16 protein-coding genes are annotated in these 21,196 nt (G+C 48.1%); 4 read left to right on the top strand and 12 right to left on the bottom strand.

Features of this window, described 5'->3' with window-relative positions:
• Window positions 1-88: 88 nt before the first annotated feature.
• Window positions 89-2,518, bottom strand: a complete 2,430-nt coding sequence (locus H7A02_02560; protein ID MCP5171140.1) for a TonB-dependent receptor — start codon at window positions 2,516-2,518, stop codon at window positions 89-91.
• 583 nt (window positions 2,519-3,101) lie between these two features.
• Between H7A02_02560 and H7A02_02555 the strand changes: the two genes are divergently transcribed.
• A complete protein-coding gene (locus tag H7A02_02555) occupies window positions 3,102-3,974 on the top strand; it encodes an alpha/beta hydrolase (protein MCP5171139.1) in 873 nt (290 codons plus the stop codon).
• A 126-nt stretch (window positions 3,975-4,100) separates the two neighbouring features.
• Here H7A02_02555 and H7A02_02550 read toward each other — a convergent pair whose 3' ends face one another.
• Both H7A02_02550 and H7A02_02545 read right to left on the bottom strand, forming a co-directional pair.
• On the bottom strand, window positions 4,101-4,898 hold the full coding sequence (locus tag H7A02_02550) for an SDR family oxidoreductase (protein MCP5171138.1): 798 nt from the start codon (window positions 4,896-4,898) through the stop codon (window positions 4,101-4,103).
• A gap of 129 nt (window positions 4,899-5,027) precedes the next feature.
• Window positions 5,028-5,171: a hypothetical protein gene (locus H7A02_02545; protein MCP5171137.1), complete on the bottom strand. Its 144-nt coding sequence runs from the start codon at window positions 5,169-5,171 to the stop codon at window positions 5,028-5,030.
• A gap of 435 nt (window positions 5,172-5,606) precedes the next feature.
• Between H7A02_02545 and H7A02_02540 the strand changes: the two genes are divergently transcribed.
• Window positions 5,607-6,320, top strand: coding sequence for a TetR/AcrR family transcriptional regulator (locus tag H7A02_02540; GenBank protein ID MCP5171136.1), 714 nt, complete (start codon window positions 5,607-5,609; stop codon window positions 6,318-6,320).
• 39 nt (window positions 6,321-6,359) lie between these two features.
• Here the strand turns inward: H7A02_02540 and H7A02_02535 are convergent, their stop codons facing one another.
• From H7A02_02535 to H7A02_02525, 3 genes are all read right to left on the bottom strand, one after another.
• Window positions 6,360-7,304: a dimethyl sulfoxide reductase anchor subunit gene (locus tag H7A02_02535; protein MCP5171135.1), complete on the bottom strand. Its 945-nt coding sequence runs from the start codon at window positions 7,302-7,304 to the stop codon at window positions 6,360-6,362.
• A 59-nt stretch (window positions 7,305-7,363) separates the two neighbouring features.
• On the bottom strand, window positions 7,364-7,963 hold the full coding sequence (locus tag H7A02_02530) for a 4Fe-4S dicluster domain-containing protein (protein MCP5171134.1): 600 nt from the start codon (window positions 7,961-7,963) through the stop codon (window positions 7,364-7,366).
• A gap of 85 nt (window positions 7,964-8,048) precedes the next feature.
• Window positions 8,049-10,679, bottom strand: a complete 2,631-nt coding sequence (locus H7A02_02525) for a molybdopterin-dependent oxidoreductase (GenBank protein MCP5171133.1) — start codon at window positions 10,677-10,679, stop codon at window positions 8,049-8,051.
• A 413-nt stretch (window positions 10,680-11,092) separates the two neighbouring features.
• Here H7A02_02525 and fdhD point away from each other — a divergent pair, with 413 nt between their 5' ends.
• A complete protein-coding gene (gene fdhD, locus H7A02_02520) occupies window positions 11,093-11,959 on the top strand; it encodes a formate dehydrogenase accessory sulfurtransferase FdhD (protein ID MCP5171132.1) in 867 nt (288 codons plus the stop codon).
• A 47-nt stretch (window positions 11,960-12,006) separates the two neighbouring features.
• On the opposite strand, the gene H7A02_02515 is transcribed toward fdhD, so the two are convergent.
• Both H7A02_02515 and H7A02_02510 read right to left on the bottom strand, forming a co-directional pair.
• Window positions 12,007-13,419, bottom strand: coding sequence for an aldehyde dehydrogenase family protein (locus tag H7A02_02515; protein ID MCP5171131.1), 1,413 nt, complete (start codon window positions 13,417-13,419; stop codon window positions 12,007-12,009).
• A 477-nt stretch (window positions 13,420-13,896) separates the two neighbouring features.
• Entirely contained in the window at window positions 13,897-14,115 is a 219-nt protein-coding gene (locus H7A02_02510) for a hypothetical protein (GenBank protein ID MCP5171130.1), read from the bottom strand.
• A 192-nt stretch (window positions 14,116-14,307) separates the two neighbouring features.
• Between H7A02_02510 and H7A02_02505 the strand changes: the two genes are divergently transcribed.
• Window positions 14,308-15,618, top strand: coding sequence for an MFS transporter (locus tag H7A02_02505; protein ID MCP5171129.1), 1,311 nt, complete (start codon window positions 14,308-14,310; stop codon window positions 15,616-15,618).
• A gap of 131 nt (window positions 15,619-15,749) precedes the next feature.
• On the opposite strand, the gene H7A02_02500 is transcribed toward H7A02_02505, so the two are convergent.
• The 4 genes from H7A02_02500 to H7A02_02485 all read right to left on the bottom strand — a co-directional run bounded on the left by H7A02_02500 (window position 15,750) and on the right by H7A02_02485 (window position 21,180).
• Window positions 15,750-17,396, bottom strand: coding sequence for an ATP-dependent acyl-CoA ligase (locus H7A02_02500; GenBank protein ID MCP5171128.1), 1,647 nt, complete (start codon window positions 17,394-17,396; stop codon window positions 15,750-15,752).
• Window positions 17,397-17,447: 51 nt separating this feature from the next.
• Window positions 17,448-18,485, bottom strand: a complete 1,038-nt coding sequence (locus H7A02_02495) for an alcohol dehydrogenase catalytic domain-containing protein (protein MCP5171127.1) — start codon at window positions 18,483-18,485, stop codon at window positions 17,448-17,450.
• A gap of 91 nt (window positions 18,486-18,576) precedes the next feature.
• Window positions 18,577-19,725 carry a CoA transferase gene (locus tag H7A02_02490; GenBank protein ID MCP5171126.1) on the bottom strand — a complete coding sequence of 383 codons (1,149 nt, stop codon included), beginning with the start codon at window positions 19,723-19,725 and terminating at the stop codon, window positions 18,577-18,579.
• 87 nt (window positions 19,726-19,812) lie between these two features.
• Window positions 19,813-21,180, bottom strand: coding sequence for a 2-hydroxyacyl-CoA dehydratase (locus H7A02_02485; GenBank protein ID MCP5171125.1), 1,368 nt, complete (start codon window positions 21,178-21,180; stop codon window positions 19,813-19,815).
• Between the last annotated feature and the right edge of the window lie 16 nt (window positions 21,181-21,196).

The raw sequence follows: 21,196 nt of genomic DNA, 5'->3' as shown, positions 1-21,196 counted from the left end.
AACCAAAACAAATAGTTACTGTTTTGAGCGTATAAAAAAAGAGGCCATATAGACCTCTTTTTAATTGCAACTACTAAACAAACTGTACTTAGTAGCGATATCCCACTGTTAATCCGTAAGTCCTGGGACGACCGGCGACACGGGAAGCTGCTTCGGATGAAGAGTTAACCGCATTCCAGTAATACTCATCCGTTATATTTTTACCCCAGAGCATTACTTTCCAGTGACCGTCTTCAGATTCATAACCAATACGTGCACCGACAGTTGTATATCCATCAATTTCCAGGTAATTGTCGGTAATGGATTTATGAAAACCTGCTGCAAGACCGTTAACTGGAGATGCGCCTGGTGCAGGAGCGTATGCCAGCGTGATATCGTCAGCATCAAAGGCGCCGTCCGAATCGGACTGACCGATCACATTCACGCCCATAAAGAACGTGCCGCCGTTATCCAAAGACGTACGATAATCCAGATCAGCACTATAAGTTAGTTCCGGAGTCAGCGGTAAGTCATTACCCGACAAATCACGCAGGTTACCCAAAACATCGTAACCCTCGTATTTGTCCACCTCAGACTTCACGTAAGTGGCAGCAATTGTCAGAGTTAGCTCATCAGTTAATTGCGCTGTGATATCTGTCTCAATACCGGTGATGGTTGATTCTGGAACGTTAACAAGACGATCTAAAGTGCCAAATACTGGATCCAAAAGCTTGCCGCGGACCTGCTTGTCCTCATAATCGTAGTGGAAAACTGCACCATTCCACTGCACAGAACTATCAGCTAATGAAACCTTGAAACCTGCTTCGTAGGCTAATACAGACTCTTCTACCACTGGAGCAAGCTGAATATGCGTCGCTGCGGCAATCGTAGGAAAGCTGCCCGCTTTATAGCCCTGAGAAATATTGGCATAAATCAAGGCATCATCTGAAGCCTGCCAATCGAGTCCAATACGCCAGGATACATTATCTTCAGCTAGCGTTTCCTTAAATGGGAATCCCGGAACGCCTTCCAGCGTTGGTCCATTTAGCGCAGCGCAGTCAAATGGATCAATCGGATCAAACGGAACCCCTGCAAGAGTTCCGAGGAAATTGAATGTAAAAGTACCATTACTGTTCAACCCCGTACCGCTAATATCTGGCTCGCCTGGTGCATTGTACGGATAGAAAAAGCAGACTTCGCCATCAATTTCCGTATCAGTGTAACGAGCACCCGTCTTCAACGTCAGGTCTTCAGCTATATCAAAATCCACATTGCCAAATATTGCGTAGGACTCAATATCCTGCTCGTTGGTAGTACCACTACGATTAATACTGACTCCAGCACGGTTACTGGTACTATTCAGTAATTGCAGCAGTTGATCTTCATAGGTGCTGCTATCTTCATAATTCGCACCAACCACCCAACGCAAGTTATCGCTATCTCCCGACAAGCGTATTTCTATAAAAGTGGACTCAATATCTCCTTTTGTATGGAGAAAATCAGCTGTAGATAACGCATAGCCGTCACCATCTTGCACCTGATTTTGCTCATAATCACTGTGAGCAGCCAACGCCGTCAATGTCAAACTGTCACTCAGGTCAAAATCACCACGCACAGAGGCTTGAATAAACTCCTTATCACCCGAGTTTTCAAAAGACCAGTCAGCCGACTCAGGATCTTCCTCGGCGAAAGGATGCGCAAACTGCAGAGGCGGATTTACCATGTCGGCATCAAAACGTTTTGGAACCGCGGCTATAAATTGCGATGCCTGTGGATCAGACTTGTCTGTCCAACCATTGATATTCAAATTGATTTCAGCACTGTCAGACGGCTCAAACCGGACCGAAAGTCGCGCAGCAGTATATTCTTCTTCACCATTTTCCTGGTTAGTTGTTACGCTTTCCTGCCAGTCATCGGCATTCACCGTTTGAAAAGCCAAGCGTGCACTCACGGTATCACTCAAGGCCCCATTAACAAATCCATTGGCTTCAACCCGGTCAAATTTGCCATAACTCAAATCCCCGCCATAGGAAAATTCTTCCGTTGGTTTGGCGGCGATAAAGTTAATCGCCCCGCCAGTTGAGTTCTGACCAAACAATACGCCCTGCGGTCCTTTCAACACTTCTGCGCGCTCCAGGTCATAAGCACTATGAGCCGCCATCACCGGAAACGGCAACGGAATCTCGTCCACATACAAACTCGTGGCCGGGTATACACCCAAAGAGCTTTCATTAAAACCAACACCTCGCAGTGTAAGAATCGGCGTATTTTGCTGGCTGGTGGCAAATGTCAGTCCAGGCACAGAGGAAGTAATCTCTTCGAGGCTCGTCAGTTTTTGCTCCGCCAGTTTCTCTCCTGAGATGGCTGAAATTGAAAGGCCAATATCATTGGCACTCTCTGCCCTTTTGTTCGCCGTCACAATTATCTCTTCAAGTGCAGCGTTGGCCACGGTTGGCACCAATTGCGCTGAAAGCAACAAACCGGCAACCACCGCTTTCCTCTTAAAGCAACTCAAATGATTTAAATTCACTATTCCCATTTCTGCTCCCCTCGCTAAAAATTAAGGATTTTAATTATTTAAGCCAATCCATTTACAACACAAAACACAAATGAATTGAATTCATTTGTGAGACTAGCAAACAATAACAAATTTTGTCAACAACTATAAAAGTCAGAAAAACAAGCCATAAGCTGGATAAAACAGGGAGAAAACAGTGATAATCTTATGCGCTACAGCATGAAATCAACACAAAATAATGAATACAAATCATTAAATAAGAGCATTATCGTTGGCGCGCAAATCCATGAATCCGGAAATTACCGTTAAGCAAACGAAAGGAGCGGCCGAATATGTAGGCTACGAAACCATAGTCAAGGCCGCTAATGAGTTATACTTATTTAAAACAACGCAACTCTTTACTCGTGTTACTCGTGATTCCAGGCCCCGCCAGAGTCAGGCGGCCGCCCACACACCGATACAGCGAACCACCCCAAAACTCTTATTGGCAAAGCAAGATATTCCATTACTGCCTAATGCCGATTACTATAGGAAGCGGATGTTGAGTAAAACTCAACAGCGCTAACGGTTACAAAAAAGCAACTACAGTCATAATAAGGCTCCCATGAAAGCAACCCGACTCGAAGGCTCACAAGGCATTTACCTGACAGCCGATATTGGCGGTAATCCAGCCAACCCCGCTGTCATTTTTCTTCATGGCGGCGGCCAGACACGTCACTCATGGAAACAGGCCGCCAGTGAACTTGTCGCCATGGATTATCATGTGATCTCACTTGATCTGCGCGGACACGGCGAAAGCGACTGGTCGCCAACTGGCGATTATTCACTGGATGCCCACATCGCCGATCTGAAAGCCGTTGTTGCAATGCTTGAAACACCGGCCGTACTGGTCGGCGCCTCCCTGGGAGGCGTTATCTCCCTGGTTGCGGCAGCAGAGTTTACCTCCAGCGAGATTTCGGCAATTATTCTGGTTGATGTCGTGCCAAGAATGGAAAAGTCTGGAACAGACGCGATACGGGCCTTTATGTCAGCCAACGAGCAGGGTTTTGAAAGCGTCGAAGAAGCCGCTGATTCTGTCGCAAAATACCTCCCCCACCGCCCCAGACCAAAAAACACAGAGGGTCTGAAAAAAAACCTCCGGGTCGGCGATAACGGGCGCCTATTCTGGCATTGGGACCCCGCTGTCATGAATGGTATTGACGACCCCAGTTACTTCGCCATGCGGATGGAGGCCGTAGCCCCACAACTCGATCAACCAATACTGTTATTGAAAGGTGACAAGAGCGAGATTGTCTCGGAAAACGGCGTTGCGGCCTTGCAACAGATTGTGCCCCAGATTCAATACATCGAAATTGATAACGCCGCACATATGGTAGCGGGTGACAACAACGACGTTTTCAACGCCGTTATTGAACAGTTCATTCGGGAGAACTCTCCACCCATAAAACTCTCCACCCATAAAACTGGCCACCCATAAACTGGTGCCCAGGGAGCCATTACCAGGGTAGCTACTACCGGAAAAGCCAGCCCCGAAACTTGAGGTCGCAACCCGGAAAGCAACGATACCGGCTCTCAGGATAATTTGCCCGGCCTGATGCTCACATCAGGCCGCTGAAATACCACCATTCATACTAATCGCCTGACCGGTCAGCTTGGCAGCACCAGGGCCACATAAGAACAAAATCAGCTCTGCCATATCTTCAGGCATGACAACACCAAGATTTGCCAGCTTACCTGCACTTTCAAACAACTTGGCAGAAAAGGGGTCCGACATGATTCGCTCGTTCAGCGGCGTACCTCCAACCAGAGAAGGCGTCAAGACATTAACCCGAATACCATCTCTTTTAGCCTCAATCGCCAGCGTGCGCGAGAACACCACTATCGCCGCCATACCACCGCCAATCACCGATTCTCCCGGCGTTGGAACCTTGGCAGCGTCAGAGGCAATATTAAGAATAACCCCAGCCTTTTGCTCCCTCATGTAAGGCAAGACTGCACGACTCATCAACATGGGCGGCAACGCCTGACCGGTCAGTATTCCGGCAATCTCATCCATGTCGGTTTTAAATAATAATTTAGGGAAATACTCGGCCGCCACAGAGTTGATCAAAACATCAATACCCCCAAGCGCAGCATATGCCTGATCCACTGCAGCCTGAGCCTGAACGGGGTCATGAGCGTCCGCAGCAATAAACTCCACTTGAACATCAGGCTTTACTGCTTCTACAGTAGACTTTGCCTGAGCACCTCTGTCCCGACTCCGCCCAATCAAGGCAATCCGCTTGCAACCATGCTCCGCAAACAAAATAGCAGCAGCCAAGCCGATTCCCGAGGTTCCACCGGTAATCACTACTGCACTTTCAGAAATCTCTCTGACTTTTCCGATTGTATCTGTACTCATAAACGTGTATCTCTCTCGTTGTATCTGATGTTAAATCCAGCGGCTTGTTTGATATAAATCCGCCTGAGCATAACTTCCCGCGACCGCAACCTACTCACCCTTGTGCACACCCTCATCAATCATACCGCCTTAAAACATGACAACCAGCACACCCTCGCGCTTGCCAACAGCATCAGCCATTAGAGACAGAAAACACTCGACGTATTCTGCACCATGCCGCAGAGCACCAAACGTCTTGCAGCTCTCACAGCACCCAATAATGCAATCGATCATAGTGGCCACGCATGCCACTCAACTGTTTTACTCAACTGTTTTACTCAACTACTCTTTGCACGGACCCGGCTGCATAACAAATATTAGTGAATATAATTTATTATGCTATCAAAAATAAAATCGCAATAAAGCCAATATGCGCAGACAATAGCACTAAAATATTAATGAGTAAACTTCATTTATAACCATAAAATTTACACAAGGAAACCGATTTTTAACCATCCTGGCTTCAATCACCCCAAAATCGCCTGACAACCTGTTTGATAAACAAACACCATCGAAATACACTAGCATCCGAACCTTAGACGGAAGAGCTTTTCGCAAACGAACTTCATCGTCGGCATGCCGGTATTTTGTCCGCCAGTTGCTGACATACCAACATCTGCCGGGAGACAACCGCCTCCCGACAACACCATAATACTAACGAGTACGAGCATGACGCTGATCGAAAAAACGCAATCAAAACGTACAAGAAATCTGCGTTTACCACCCGAGAAACGCGTTGCAGATATCATCGCAGCAGCACGAAAGATACTGTCAGAAAAAGACTACGAAGCCGCCTTAATTTCAGAAATTGCAGAAGAAGCCGGAATTGTCGAAGGAACCATTTATCGCTACTTTGAAAACAAGCGCGACCTATTCATCAAGGTAGCGGAAGACTGGTTTGAAGAAATACTCAGCCAGAACAAGAGTTTTGCCAAAGTCGATGGCACCCTGAATCAACTAAAAAGTGTTATCTGGTGGGTACTGTCAATCATTCACAAAGAGCCCGCACTCACTCGCTTTGTTCTGATGGAACTTCGCCCGCATCCAGACTACACAAAAACACGGGTATACGAACTCAACAAAAAATTCACAGAAGAAGTCATGGCTGTATTCAGAGAAGCCATGAAAAGCGGCGAACTTGATGACAAATACGAACTTACTTTTGTCAGAGACATGGTCTTTGGCTGCATCGAACATCAAACCTGGTCATACTTGAGACACCTTGGAGATTACTCAACCGATGACCTGTCAGAAAAAATTGCCAATATCATGTACAACGGCCTACTCAAAAACAGCCCCAAGAACGACAACAATATTGACAATGCCATCAGCCGACTTGAAACCATTGTGGACGAGCTGAAAATTCATTCGCATCAGGTATAGAAATAAACAATCGGAGACTCCAACACCTTTCACGCAAACCTAACGGGAAAAAGCACCACCTCTCTGCCCAACAACAGGAACAACCGGCTCATAGGCTCCCGCTTTAACAATCGCATAGCGGTAGGCATAGTCACCAAACAACCTCAGCACCGCAGCCGAAATCAACAACCAAGCGGCCATTCCCGCAAAATCATTAATCATTATCGCCAGCATCAGAAGGCCGCAAGGGATCACAACACCAGTCAACCCCGCACCCAACAGGTACCAGCGTTGCACTGCTCCTCGAAGAAGAGCATCCAATGAAGCTTTGACCGCAATCGTTCTTTTTATAGAAGCGATATAGGCCGCAGAAATAAAGAGTGTAAGCACAGCAAGCACTACCGCCAAATTAACCAACAAGGATTGCTGCTCCTGATTGGACTCGGAGCAGAATAAGGCAATATAAATAATCAACGCACTCAATCCGGAATGAGCGATAAAAGAAGCGGGCAAAAACAAAGTACGCCACAGAGTGACTGCTTTCATGGATCGCAGCATCATTCCGGCATACAACACCACCAGCACAGCCAAACCATCAGCGAGTATTTCCAGATATCGCTGAAAACCACCAAGATCAAAAAACAATTCCGCAGCCAGCAGCAACAAGGACGTAGCCATAAACAAGCTGATAAAGAGCGTTCCTCTAGCAACCCAGGATGTTTTTACCCGGGTCACTGCACGCCAGGCAATGAGCGCACGCCCACCCAAATGCGCCATCAGTGCAATAACAGCCAGGCCAACAAGCGCAACCCCCGCCATCATTGCCCACAGATTATCAAGGGCACTTCCAAGCAAAAAAAGTGCTGCGCCAACCCCCTCCCCAAGAAAACTGACCACTTCGAGAAATTCCATGTGCTCCACAAAGCGAACACCACCTGTGACAAATTCACGTTTTGTCGTTACAAAATACTGTTCTGCCCGGATAGCCCCAACGCTATTATTCATGTTGCCAACCCCTTTTCCAAACCTCTGCATTTAAAACAAGATAATGATCGAAACCCCATTCAAGGCGTCAAATAATGAACACTGGGCTTGGTTCCTGCCTCTGGCGCCAACGTAAAGGAATCTCTCTGCTCCAGCAGACGACTGACATTACTTTTCGGATCATCCAAATCACCAAAGTGTCGGGCGATGGTTGGGCAAGTTGAAACACAGGCCGGCTCCAAACCCTGATCGATTCGATCCACACAGAAATCACATTTGATCACCGTTTCCTCAGTCCATTTCTGGTATTTAACCTCTTCGTACTCAGTCAGGCCGTCACCGAAATAACCTTCATCGAGAAGCCCCTTCCCAACGTAATGACGATGACCATAGGGACAGGAAACATCGCAACTCCGGCAACCAATGCACTTCGAGCTGTCGACTCCGACAATGCCGTCTTGCCGCTGAAAACTCGCCCCCGTTGGGCATACTTCTACGCAAGGAGGCTCATCACAGTGATTGCATAAAATCGGCAGAAATTCCCGTCGCGCATTAGGGTATTCACCCACTTCCCGCTCATGCACTTGCGCAAAGTAAATACCCGGCGGTGTGCCGTTAGAAGCCTTGCAGGCAATAGTGCATGCCTGACAACCCACACAGACTTTTAAGTCAATCACCATACCTAAACGAGACATGAAATCTTACCCCCACAAACTTTTGAGACAATGTCACTAAAACCGGTAACGACACCTCGACATACCCGTATCATTTGCGCACCCCCAGGTGACTGACTTTCAATTTTGGACTGGCATCAAGCGAGCCGCCCAGCGCGTCGATATTGTCGAGACTGTAATCAATAATAGAACCCGCATGGGCGCCGCCTTTTTTCCGGGAGCGCGGCGGTAGAATACTGGCCCAGTTGCCCGCAGAATGATCGAGTCCGACACACTCCGGATGAATACACTCGGTCAACTTGGCTACACTCTCGACCTTACTACCGGAGGCGTTTTCAAGTTCTATCACATCGCCATCCCTGATACCTTTCTGTTCTGCCGTTTTGCGATTCAGCAGCACAACCCCTGCATAGGGGTAATGTTCACGCAACTCAGCCAGCCAGGGGTTAAAGCTGGAAAAACTGCCGGTCATAAAAGGCCATTTGAAAGTGACTGCATACAAGTCAAAACCCGGCTTAACCGTTCGATACCCCGGACCGGGAACCCAGTCTGGCAACGCCTTATACCTGGAAACATCCCAATCAACCCCCATGTCATGGGTTAATCTCTCAACCTTTTTACCGGCGTCAAGAATATATTCGTAATAAATCGGGATACGCGGCGAATAGAAAGGTCGTGGATACTTTTCTTTTACGGTTTTCTTCCACTGAATTCGACCATCCCGCTCCACATCCTTGAGCGTCATGGCACCCCCCGTCATCGACTGAATCCAATGCTCGGTGATATCTCTGTGCGTGTACTTTATTTCAGGCTCCAGTTTTGCACTGCCACCCAGCTCCATAAAGTGATTCACAAGCTGATTAAATTCCGGCAACACTCCCACCTTGTCGATCAGATCTATCCAGGTATCCACAAAGTGCTTTCGCCCAATATCAATAACCGGCTGACGCAGATTGATACAATATTCGTCGGTTACGGTTGATCCCATGGTGTCGGGAATATTATTGGCCCCCATATCGAGGCGCTCCAGCTGTGTTTGGGCGGGCAAAATGATGTCTGCAAACTCAGCGGTTTCATCGACGTGAGGCACAATCGATAACTGAAAACCAAATTTCTTCTGATACTCGGCCTGGAACTTCGGGTTGCCCTCATTCATCACATCGTTTGAAACGATCTGCACATAAACTTCGGTGTTATGAGGCACCTTGTCGTTAAAATTCTTTGGTTCAACAACATTCAGTTTGGCGGTAGAAGAGCCCATATAAATACCCGCCAGCGTCAACGAATCGCCCGCCATGGTGGTCGGTTCGGACGCCTCTTTGGGAGGAAATGGCCCGGGAAAATTATCGGCGTAGGTGGCATTTTTACCTGGCACTATAAGACCATCCGACTCCTGCATTCCGGAACCCCTGCCCATCCAGACACTGTTTTCAGAGAACTCAGGATGATGTGCATAAACGCAGTCCGACAACAGTCCACCAGGCACATCGATAGCGCCCACAATGGTATTCAACTGCGCAATAACAATGCCGGATTCATGCGCGCCTGCATGCTGACTCAGCCCTTTATACCAGTGGGCGCAGGCGGGCCTTAAGGGCAGATCATGCCCATCTATATTAATGGTTTGACCGATGGCTGCAGCTGCACCAAACTCACCCGCAATGCGCTCAATCGTGGCGGCAGGAACCGTGGTAATTTCCTCGGCGTATTCTGGCGTGTATTTCTGTAAATGCTCTTTAAACAATACAAACGCAGGTACACAGGGCTCACCATCAACTTCAAAATCACCATCCATTGCGGCGTTGGCAAGCGTCTTGTCGTCATGACACTTCGCCCGCTGATCATTAATATCCCATATCATGGGTTTGCCGCTGTCCGCGCTCCGAATATACCGACCATTCACACGGCGAACCAGATAAGGTGCATTACTCAACCTATTCAGAAATGCGGCGTCATAGACACCCAACTTATTGATCAGCACATTCATCATTGCCAGCATCAACGCAGCATCTGTTCCCGGCCTGATAGGTATCCACTCGTCACCCACTGACGCGCTATTTGAGCCCCAGGGATCAACCACTACCACTTTCATACCCCGAGTTCGGGCCATCGACATTTCAAGCGTTGAGGATACGGCTGCCCAATTTGACATCGCCCCTTTATTGGAGCCGAACAACATCAGATAGTTACAATGATGGAAGTCGGGGCCAGCATGAAACCCGCCATGTACCTGCTGCAACACCGGGTGCACGTTATTACCACAGAAGGATTTTGAAGCAGTCGCCAGATTAGGGCTACCAAAAGACCCCAGCATACATCCGGCAAACCATGGAAAAGTAGAAAAGTCTGTATAACCCAAAACCAACCCGGTTGGATTGGTTTCATGGCAATGCCTGAGCTTTTCAGCAGCGGTATTAATTGCTTCTTCGTAACTGATTTCGACCCAACCCGGATCCACTCCCAAACCTTTTTCCGGGTTCGTTCGCTTTAAAGGGCGAGTAACTCTTCTGTTGCTATAAGAGGTCATAATCTGTGCATGACCCTTCGCGCACAGTCGCCCCTGACTAAAGGGGCAGTCTGGATCACCCTTGACTTCGACAACGATACCGCCTGTTTTTTTAGCCAACATGCCGCAAGTTCCGGCAGGGCACCCGTAGCAGGTTGTTTTAAACCATTCACCTTGCTCTGTCGTTTTTACGTTTTTTGCTGCAACGGTTTGCATGGAGATTACCTTTAGCTATCTATATTGCACCTGAATCTTGAGATGTAACATGGAGTACGCTTTTACGGAATTCGGTGCAGCATTACGCACCTTACCAAGCTCTTACTATCTCTTTCAGAAACCCCGGCCAAAAAGAGTATCCCAGTTTTCAGCTTCCATTATTGATTCAGGTCAACTTTGACAAACTAAATAAATAGTATTCTTTAAAAATAGCAAGTTAGACAAAATTAAAACATATCATATTGTTATAAAAGGTTTTTTTGTAAAAAATAAAACAAAATTAAATTCATTAATAAGGATTTATTGAGCAGACCGAGCACTCATAACGATCAAAACAAGCATAAGTGCCGATTAACCCCTACCAACCACGCCCGGATTCATACAAAACCAACAAAAAACAGAAGACAACTGCAATGAGTGAAACCCACCCAAGCACCGAAAACCTGAAAGCAACCAGCCTGCCTAGTGTCTGCACGACAGAATGCCAACCGTGGGAGCTGCAGCTAACGCCAACCAAACAGGAAAGCGTCGCCACAGAAACACCCGTCGCTATCACTTTCAACGGAATCGCCTACGCGGTAATGATGGCAACACCGGACAATCTCCACGACTTCGCCTTAGGGTTTTGCATCAGCGAATCAATCCTCGAAGACCCTGACCAGCTACTGAGCTGCGAAGCAGTTTCCAGCGACGCGGGGCTGGAACTCCGCCTGGAGATCACCGGCAAGCCGTTTGCAAAACTAAAAGCAAGGAGGCGCAATCTCACCGGTAGAACCGGGTGTGGATTATGCGGAGTTGAAGCCCTAAACCAGGCGATTCCCGACTTGAAACCTGTAACCGATCAGAGTCGAATCACGCACCAGGCCTTGCAAGTCGGCCTGAAAAATCTTTCAAAACTACAATCCGTCAACCAGCAGACAGGCGCGATGCATGCTGCAGCCTGGTGCGACAGCAACGGCAGCATCAAACTCATTAGAGAAGATATCGGAAGGCATAACGCACTGGATAAAATGATTGGCGCACGAATTAGCGCCGACCAAGATGATACTGGATTTGCGCTAATCACCAGCCGCGCCAGTTATGAAATGATCATGAAAGCAGCGAGAGCGAATATAGGCATTATGGCTGCAATATCAGCACCAACATCACTAGCAATAGAACTCGCCAGAAAGTGCGGCGTCGGGCTGGCAGCATTCACCCGCCACAACCGCCACACAATCTACACTCACTACGAGCGCTTTCTGGAGGCTTCCAAAAATTCCTATACTGCATCTGAATAATCAGACGTCACCGCCATTCAGACACCAAACTCATACGCAGACGGTTGTTACAACGCCTGCTTTGAGCGATTAATCACCTTAACCTGGGTAAACTCCTGTAACCCCTCCAAACCAAATTCCACCCCAATTCCAGACTGCTTTGCCCCTGCAAAAGGAACCGTAGGATCTATATCCAGGTGAGTATTGATCCAGACCGTACCACTATCCACCTCCTGCGCAATCTCGCTGGCCTTATCCAAATCTTTTGACCAAACCGATCCACCCAGACCCACCTCAAGCCGGTTTGCAGAGGCTATAGCGTCATCGATATTCTTATACGAGATCACCGGCAAGACCGGACCAAACTGCTCCTGATCAACGATATCATCACCATCCTTCACATCCCGCACAATTACCGGGCGAATAAAATAACCTTTACCACCCTCAATCTTCCCACCACACAGGACCTTGCCGGATTTGGCTGCACCATCAATCAACCCAAGTAATTTTTCGTATTGCATCCTGTTATTGACCGGGCCGAATTGAACTCCGTCACCAAAACCGTCACCCACTACCGCCGCCTCAGCGTGCCGTACCAGCTCATCACAGAGGTCATCATAAATACTTTCATGAGCATAAACCCGCTTAACCGCCAGACACACTTGCCCGCAGTTTAAAAACGCCGCCTGGTACAACTTCGCCGCAACATCTTTGACATCCACATCAGGCAGCACAATAGCCGCATCATTGCCGCCCATCTCCAGAGTAACGCGCTTCAACGTACCTGCCGCACTCGCCATTACGCGCTTCCCGGTTTGCGTCGAGCCGGTAAACGACACCTTCGCCACCCCGGGGTGCTCAGTTAAATATTGACCCAGATCATTTTGATCTATCACAGTATTGACCAGTCCGGCCGGAAAAACCTCAGCACAAATTTCGGCCAGAATAGTTGCCGATACCGGGGTCGTCGGCGCAGGCTTAATGATGCAACTATTTCCCGCAAGAATGGCATTTGGCACTTTGAAACAGGCGATATGCAGAGGAAAATTCCAAGGGATTATACAAGCGACAACTCCTAGCGGCTGCCGGTGCAATTCGACTCGCTTCTCCTCATTATCAATCAGGGTTTCAACCGGCAAATCCATATCGGCAAAAATACGAACAAAGGCCTCAGCCCAGGCAACCTCGCCTTGCGCATCAGGTAACGGCTTGCCTTGCTCAAGGGTAATCGCTTTCGCCAACTCTTCCGCACGAGCATTCAGCCCATCAGCCAGTTTCATCAACGCCTGCCGACGCTCCGCAATCGATGTTTTTCGCCAAAGCTTCTGAGCTTCAGCCGCCGACTCAACGGCCCGATCAACCAGCGCCTCATCAGATCTGGCGATAGTGGCAAACGCCTCCTCTGTTGCAGGATTAATGACCCCCATCACCCCAACACCCTCAACCGGCTTACCACCAATCCACAACTTATAGTCAGACATATCTAGCCCCCAGCTAATGTTTTACAAGATTATTAAAAACAACAAACGCTAAAACCACCGCAGCAGCCCCGCACACACAAAACAAGAGTATATAATGAATTCAACTTATTACAAAAACAATCAGAAACCTTCAAAAAAAGCACAGAAAATACACAAAAAACCTAAAAAACAGAAAAACAGCTTGCGACAGAACAAAAGCCTATTGATATAATAAATCTTATTCATTAGCATTAGATATGACTACGCCATGAGCATAAAGAAGCAATCGTAACGCGTCAACGGCACCCAAAAACTCCGAAACAGTGTGCAAAAACCACCTTGGGTGAACGCGACTTACAACAGAATCTTTCAGCGGGCGAAAGCGCTGTACTTTTCAATCAATCGATTCAGAACAAAAATTTGATCTTGCTCCCAAAGCGCTTGGCAATACCAATTCAGATGAAAGCACCGGGCAAGAGAAGATGAAAAACGATTGCATTAGTTGAGCATATGAAAAACAACGTACATCAGCTCAACATAACTTTTACACAGGATATAAATCAGGCCACCCGCTACTGGAGCAATTAAAAATGCAAACCAACTTACATACCCCCAGGCGACGCAACCCGAAACAAGAGCACCCATCAAAGCAAAAATAATTGCCGCAATATTCCCGTATCGAAGAATGAGACGAATAGCGAAAAAAGAATCCTGCATAAGACAACCCCTTAGCAAAAATATAAACAACAGCAGATACGAAAACAATTACAGGCGACTAGAAATAGACAGTTTACGCCAAGCATCAAAACAGGCGTTTGTCGCAAATCAAGCACATACACCAAAACAAAAATGACATTAACCGCTCAACGACTACTTTAGAAAAATAAAAAAACAGCAACAGGAAATAAAATGACTACCTATAAACAGCTTCCCCGCTATAGATATTTCGTACTGGCATCCCTGTGGCTGACCATCATTTTTCTGTATCTCGACCGCGCCAATATCTCTATGGCCGCACCATTTATCAAGGAAGAACTGAACCTGAGCGCCACAGAAACAGGCTTGATATTAAGCATATTCTATTGGGGTTACATGGTGGGCCAAATTGCCGGGGGCGTTGTATCCGACCGTTACAACATCAGGCGATGGACATTGGTTCTTTATTTTTCCTGGGTAATCACCACCATGCTGACTGGCCTTTGCCGCACCGCAGGCCAACTCGCCTTTATTCGAGTACTGTTCGGCATTGGCGAAGGTGCCGTTATCAACCCGGTTACAAAACTTCAAAACCATTGGGCTTTCCCCCAGGAACGCGGTTTTGTAAATGGTATTTACGTTTCGTCCGGCTATCTTGGTCTTGCGGCGGGAATCCCCTTGGTAGGCATGCTTATTTCGGTATTCGACTGGCGCATGATGTTTTATGTTACCGGAGCGGTAACACTGCTAGGCGTTATTGTTTTTTGGCTCTTTGTGTACGATCACCCAGGCGATCACCCCCGAATATCTGAAGAGGAAAAAAATGCGCTACAAGACGCGCTAGTAAAAGATCGTGTCAATTACGACCCTACGCAGGCTAACCAAGCTCCATTATCGTTTTTTCAGGGTGTGAAAATTCTATTTAGTGATTGGACATTCTGGGTGATCTGCACCAGCATTTTCTTTATTCTTGGCGTCTACTTTACCTGTTTTGCCTGGATTCCCGGGTTTCTGGTTATGGAGCGGGGAATGTCCAGCCTTAACAGCGGACTGTCTCTCACTCTCCCCTACTTAGCCGCTGCAGTTGGAGCAATTGTTGCCGGTTATTTGGGCGACAAGTTAAACAGCCGCAGCGCCGTTATTATTCTGGCAACCCTGCTAACAATCCCCCCCATTCTCGGCCTGTTTTTCGTCGAAAGCCCACAATTAACCATCACCATGCTTTGCCTGACATTTTTCTTTAATGCCGCTGCCGTCAGCAAGTTTCTGGTTCTGACATTTGATCTGTATCCAGCCGAAATTATCGGTGTCGCCCTGGCGGTAGAAATGGGCTTGTTTGCTGGCTCCGGAGGCATAATCGGGCCAATCTTGATTGGCTACACTTACGATCTTACCGGATCTTTTTTTACCGGATTTGCCAGCATGGCTGCAGGTATGATGATCGCAGCCATCATGATGGCTGCGATTTATTTCCATGAACGAAAATTGAAAATCCAGAAAATGCTGAAACTCGCACAAGCGTGAAATGATTGGGATAAACAGCAAAGGGCTGAAGCAGCACAAGTAAAGGCTGCTTCCGCTACTCAGAAAACGCTGATAAGCGCCGATTTACAACAAAAACCATGGCACGGAAAAACGGCAAATTAGAACCAGCGCTACTTACGCACTAGCTCCCTATCCCAGCAATCACTGGTAACACCCTCTTTCTTCAACTTGAATTTTTCAACACGATCGCTGGGTGTTTTTGGCAAACTATCTCTGAACGCGATGTAACGAGGCACAGCAAAATAAGGCATACGCGACTCACACCATTGCACCAGCTCAACTTCGCTGACGGTATACCCCTCCTTCATCACGATAACCGCTTTAACTTCTTCTTCGCCAAGCTCTGAAGGAACACCCACCACGCAAGACTCCAGTACCGCATCGTGCGCATTAATTCCGGCCTCCACTTCAAACGAGGAAATATTCTCCCCCCTGCGACGAATCGCTTGCTTTTTCCGATCGGAAAAATAGAAATAGCCATCATCATCCCGATACCCCAAATCACCCGTGTGGTACCAAAGGTTCTTAGTCAGCTCCAGCGTCGCTTCGGGCATCTTGTAATAACCGGGTGTACCTACATACGGTTTTTCCGGGCGGGTAATAATTTCACCAACAGTACCGTTCGGAACCTCGATATCATTCTCATCAACAATTTTGACACTATACCCTGTAATAGCTTTACCACAGGATCCGGGGCGCCGCTCATCATACGGGTTAAAGAGACATAACAGGCACTCCGTCAACCCATACAACTCTTGCAAACGAGTATTAAAACGCCGCTCAAAATCATCCCAGATTCCTACAGGCGCGGCAGCACCCAACATCAGACGCAACGGGTTATCTCCGTCATCTTCACGAGGCTCCTGCTTCATAAGTAACGGAATAATACTGCCGATATAATTTGCAACTGTGCAGTTGTATTTGCGGCAGTCATCAAACATCCGACTCACGGAAAACCGCTTCATGTGTACCGCTTTTGCTTCGGCCATGATGGCGGGACCAACACTCAAGACAATCGCGGCGACATGGAAGAACGGTAGCGCGTTATATAACACATCATCTTCCGTATAACGGGCAAAGTGCTGTGCCGTTTTACACACCTCATACCAGTAGTGATGCGAAATCATGACCCCTTTGGAGGGACCGGTAGTGCCAGAGGTGAAAATGATGGATGACAATTCGTTGTATTTCAGCTCCACCTCGGGTGGCCGCTCAGAGTGATCCAGCAATTGCTCGAAAGAAAGCAGCTCCGCCCTCGAAATCCCTTTTGTTGTAACACCTGAACCGCTGGGGAGAACAACAACAAACCGTAAATGGTCTACCAATTCGGCAATGCTGGCCAAGTGCTCCAGGTACTCCTCGTCGATAACAATACCCACGCTATCTGACTGATTGATCTGGTGAGCCAAACCGTCTCCACGCTGTGCAATATTAATAGGAACGTTCACCGCCCCAAGGCGATTGAGCCCGAACCAGCAATAGAGAAATTCAGGGCAGTTGGGCAACATAACGGCAACTTTATCGGAATGCCCCACACCAAGAGCGCCAAAACCATTGGCAATTTTGTTAGTGCGGCTATCGAGTTGCGCAAACGTGATCTTTGTGTCGATAAACTCAAAGACAATATGGTCGGGATTATTTTCAGCTTTCTCCTGAACAATACGGGTTAATATTTTTTCTTCCGTAGCATGCTTTTTCATTTGCCAGGATTGCCACTTGCTCTCGGCATTTACAAACTTATCGTCCCAAGCCCCCATCTTCTACCTCACTACTATTTTTTACCAACAGATACTTATATTTATCGATCTTCAAGGAATAAGAACTGCCCTGCCGCAGACACCACCACACTCCAGCGAGTCGAACGCTGACACAGCATTCTGCATAGGGTAAGTTTCAATTGCCGCTTTCAGCTTTCCAGCATTTGCCAACGCGATAACGTCGGCCAAATCCTGATAACTACCACTGTAAGGTTTCATAATTGAAGCACCCCATGGCAGATCAACAGACGAGACCTGGCCCGCTTCAAAAGGTATCGACCCACCACTTAAGCCCACCACTTGTATTGCGCCGTAAGGTGCAATAATGGACGAAGCCAAACGCAAACTTTGATCATTGCCTACCAAGTCGATAACTACATCAACCCCGGTCTGAGCGGTGTAATCCAGAATCTTTTCCCCTGTAGTATCACTGGCAATCACTTGCATATCAGTAAACGGCTCAACAGCCAGAAGTGCCTGCTCGGAAATATCAATGGCAATAATTTTGGCATCGGTCAGCTCACGCAAAAACTGCACGGCGAATTGCCCCAAGCCACCAACACCGATAACTGCAGCCGTTGTGCCTGGCACTAACTTGTCTTTTGTCAGCCGGACTGAATGATAGGGAGCCAAACCGGCATCAGCCAGAATAGCGGCAAATGTCGGCTCCAGATCACCGATAGGAATCACCGACGAAGCTGGCACTGCAACGTAGTCAGCCATGCCACCATTAACGCTGACACCCGGCGTAGGCGGCGGCACTGCTCGCTCGCCCGATTGCTGGCAAGCATTTTCACGACCGTGAGCACAGGCTTTGCAACTGCCACATGACCAGCAGGGATGCACCACCACCTTGTCGCCAATACTCAACGAACTGTCACCACCCAACCGCACAACCTCACCGGCTATTTCATGCCCCAAAGTAATATCTCTGGGCATAGCACCCAAGCTGTCGTGCCGAATGTGAATATCCGTTTGACACAGACCTGCAGCAAGCACCCGGAGCAATACTTCGTTCTCCTTAATAACCGGAACGTCCACAGGTTCATAACTGACAACCCCTGCCGACTTAAACCTTACCGCGTTCATGGTTTGGGGAATGCCTGTATTCATCATGCGCTCCATTATTATTCAGCTTATAGGCGGGATTCCCGCTTATGGTTTTAAACGCTTACTGCTTTTATTGTGTGTTAATAACGCCTTTGGCTTTCAAGTCGTCAATCGCTGTTTCGCTGTAGCCCCAGGCAGCCAAAACCTCTGAACTATCCTCACCAATAGCTGAAGGCGTTTTTGTGATTTCCGATGGCGTATGACTAAACCTCGGCGCAGGTGCCGGATTGATAACACCATCGATATCAACATGAGTCTTTCGATATTGGTTGTGCGGGTGATGAACGGCTTCGTTAATATCAAGAACGGGAGCAAAACAGGCGTCAGAGCCGTCGAATATTTCACACCATTCAGCCTGGGTTTTACTCAGAAAAACGCTGCCAAAACGATCGCGCAGCGCCGGCCAACCGGCCTTATCATTCTGCCGGGGCAACTCATTCTGGTCGAGGCCGAGACGATCTAACAAATCGGCGTAAAACTTCTTTTCCACTGCGCCCACAGAGACATAACGGCCATCACTGGTTTCATAAACATCATAGAAAGGGGAGCCTGAATCAACCACATTCTCCCCCCTATCAAGCGACCAAAAACCCGTTTGATAGTAACTGTAAACCAATGACATGAGATTGGCCGTTCCGTCAGAGATCGCTGCATCGACCACCTGCCCGGAACCACTGTTTTTTACCTCGTATATCGCCGCCAGTATGCCCATCGCCAGATACAACGAGCCGCCACCGAAATCGCCCACAAGATTCAAAGGTACCGTGGGTGGCTGACCTTGGCGCCCAATCGCATTGAGTGCACCGGTAATGGCAATATAGTTAATATCGTGGCCTGCCACCTGACTCAACGGGCCATCCTGCCCCCAGCCCGTCATCCGGCCATAGACAAGAGAAGCGTTGCGCTTGAGACATTCATCGGGCCCAAGTCCCAGACGCTCCATAACGCCTGGGCGGAAACCTTCAATCAGCACGTCGGCTTTACTGATCAGATCAAGAACCGTTTCTCTGCCTTCTACCGATTTTATGTCAATTGCCAGAGAACGTTTGTTACGGTTGAGCAAATCATATTTGGGTGGCACGGGAATACCTATATCCGATGCCACCAGGCGATCAATCCTGACAACTTCTGCACCCATATCTGCCAGCAACATGGCACAAAAAGGCGCGGGTCCTATGCCAGCCATTTCAACTACTTTCAGGCCCTTCAAAGGTCCCATGCGTCTCCCCCTTGTTTTATGAGTCACCCGCTAGGCGATCAAATCTAATATACCGGCCCGTGCTGTCCACAAAGCTCGCTCAATGTCTTAAAAGATTCTCTCGCGTTTCGCGTCGATCCCCTCCAGCATGGCTTCGAGGCGATTCTCAAACATGGCATCTTTAAAGAAAGACTCATCCGAGGTATCACCCTCAAAACTCATGGTTTGCAATCCGGCTTCCTTGGCTATCTGAGCCATCACCATCTGGCCGTTAGTGGAGGAGCGGCAAGTTCTGGTCGCATGAAAAACAATGCCATCGGCATCATAATCCCGACACTCCTTCATTATCGTATGCTTCAAAAATTTCGAGTGATGATTGAAAGGGCAAAGAAGATAGTGTTGCGCAATCCCCATAAGCGGGTCGTCAACATCGATAAGTTGGGGTTCGTTCCAGAACGAGCTATGGGTATAACGACCTGCCATCACAGCCACATCGTACTTGGCAAATTTGTTTGCAAGCCACCCGACTCTATTCCAGTTCATGAAACCGTCAAAGATCAACCGATACTTTTCATTAGGAATAGCAGGCGTACCGTCTACCAGGCGTTGTTCAATCTCCTTCTTAACTGCCTCGAAGTAGTCAACCAACTCCTGATTTCCCGGCAAAAAGTTAATCGGTGCAATACTGGCGATCCAGTCCCAATACACCGCCGGAGCAGGTTTTGCCCGACACAACTCCATCGCTTCGAGACGCAGCTCTCCCGCACGTTTGATGTAGTACATCGCTTCCCGAAGACCTTCCCAGTCAAATTTCCGACCAGACTGCACTTCCAGGAACTCAATAAGTTTGTGTAGTTGCTTAACAACAAATTTCGAGGCCTCTTCCCATTCTTCACCCTTCAAGTACTCTGCATCGTCATTGTTGCCCCAAATCAATGGGTACGACACTTTGAAGAACGGAAGCTTTTTGTCGAACAATCGATAAGAAATTTCGTCCCACTGCTGCCCGGTACTACAGCCTGCATAACTGTTGACAAAAATGTCTGGCAACGGCAGCCGGCTGGCCAGCAGCTCACGGGCTTCAAACTCCTGCCTTTCTCCATCAGTCATTGAACCAACCGCCTCTTTGCGGCGAGCACTTTCCTGAGAAAGCACCGCACAACCAAGAGTTGTACGAGCATAAGAACACACCTCATTAATGAAGCCGTATTCTTCGCCCGCCCGTTGTGCAGGTCCTTCTTCGTGTAACGCGGCCATCCGCGCTGCGTAGGCTTCACTGTGGCAATATTCCAATCCGGCAGCCTGAAAGAGTGGATTCACCGCCGAACCGTTATACCAAACCACCTTCGCACCCCTTTCATTGGCGCTGAACAGACGATCCCAATAATCCTTAACCATTTTGCCGCCTTTTTGAGTACTCTCAAGACGGTTAGATGAGGGCGCCTTGCTGGCCGACAACCTATCGTTGGTAGACATACGCTACTCCTTTCAA

This window comes from Pseudomonadales bacterium (genome assembly GCA_024234435.1).
GTDB lineage: Bacteria > Pseudomonadota > Gammaproteobacteria > Pseudomonadales > Porticoccaceae > JACKOF01.
The sequence above is the reverse complement of the archived record's forward strand: the minus strand, read 5'-3'. Positions and strand labels throughout refer to the sequence as shown.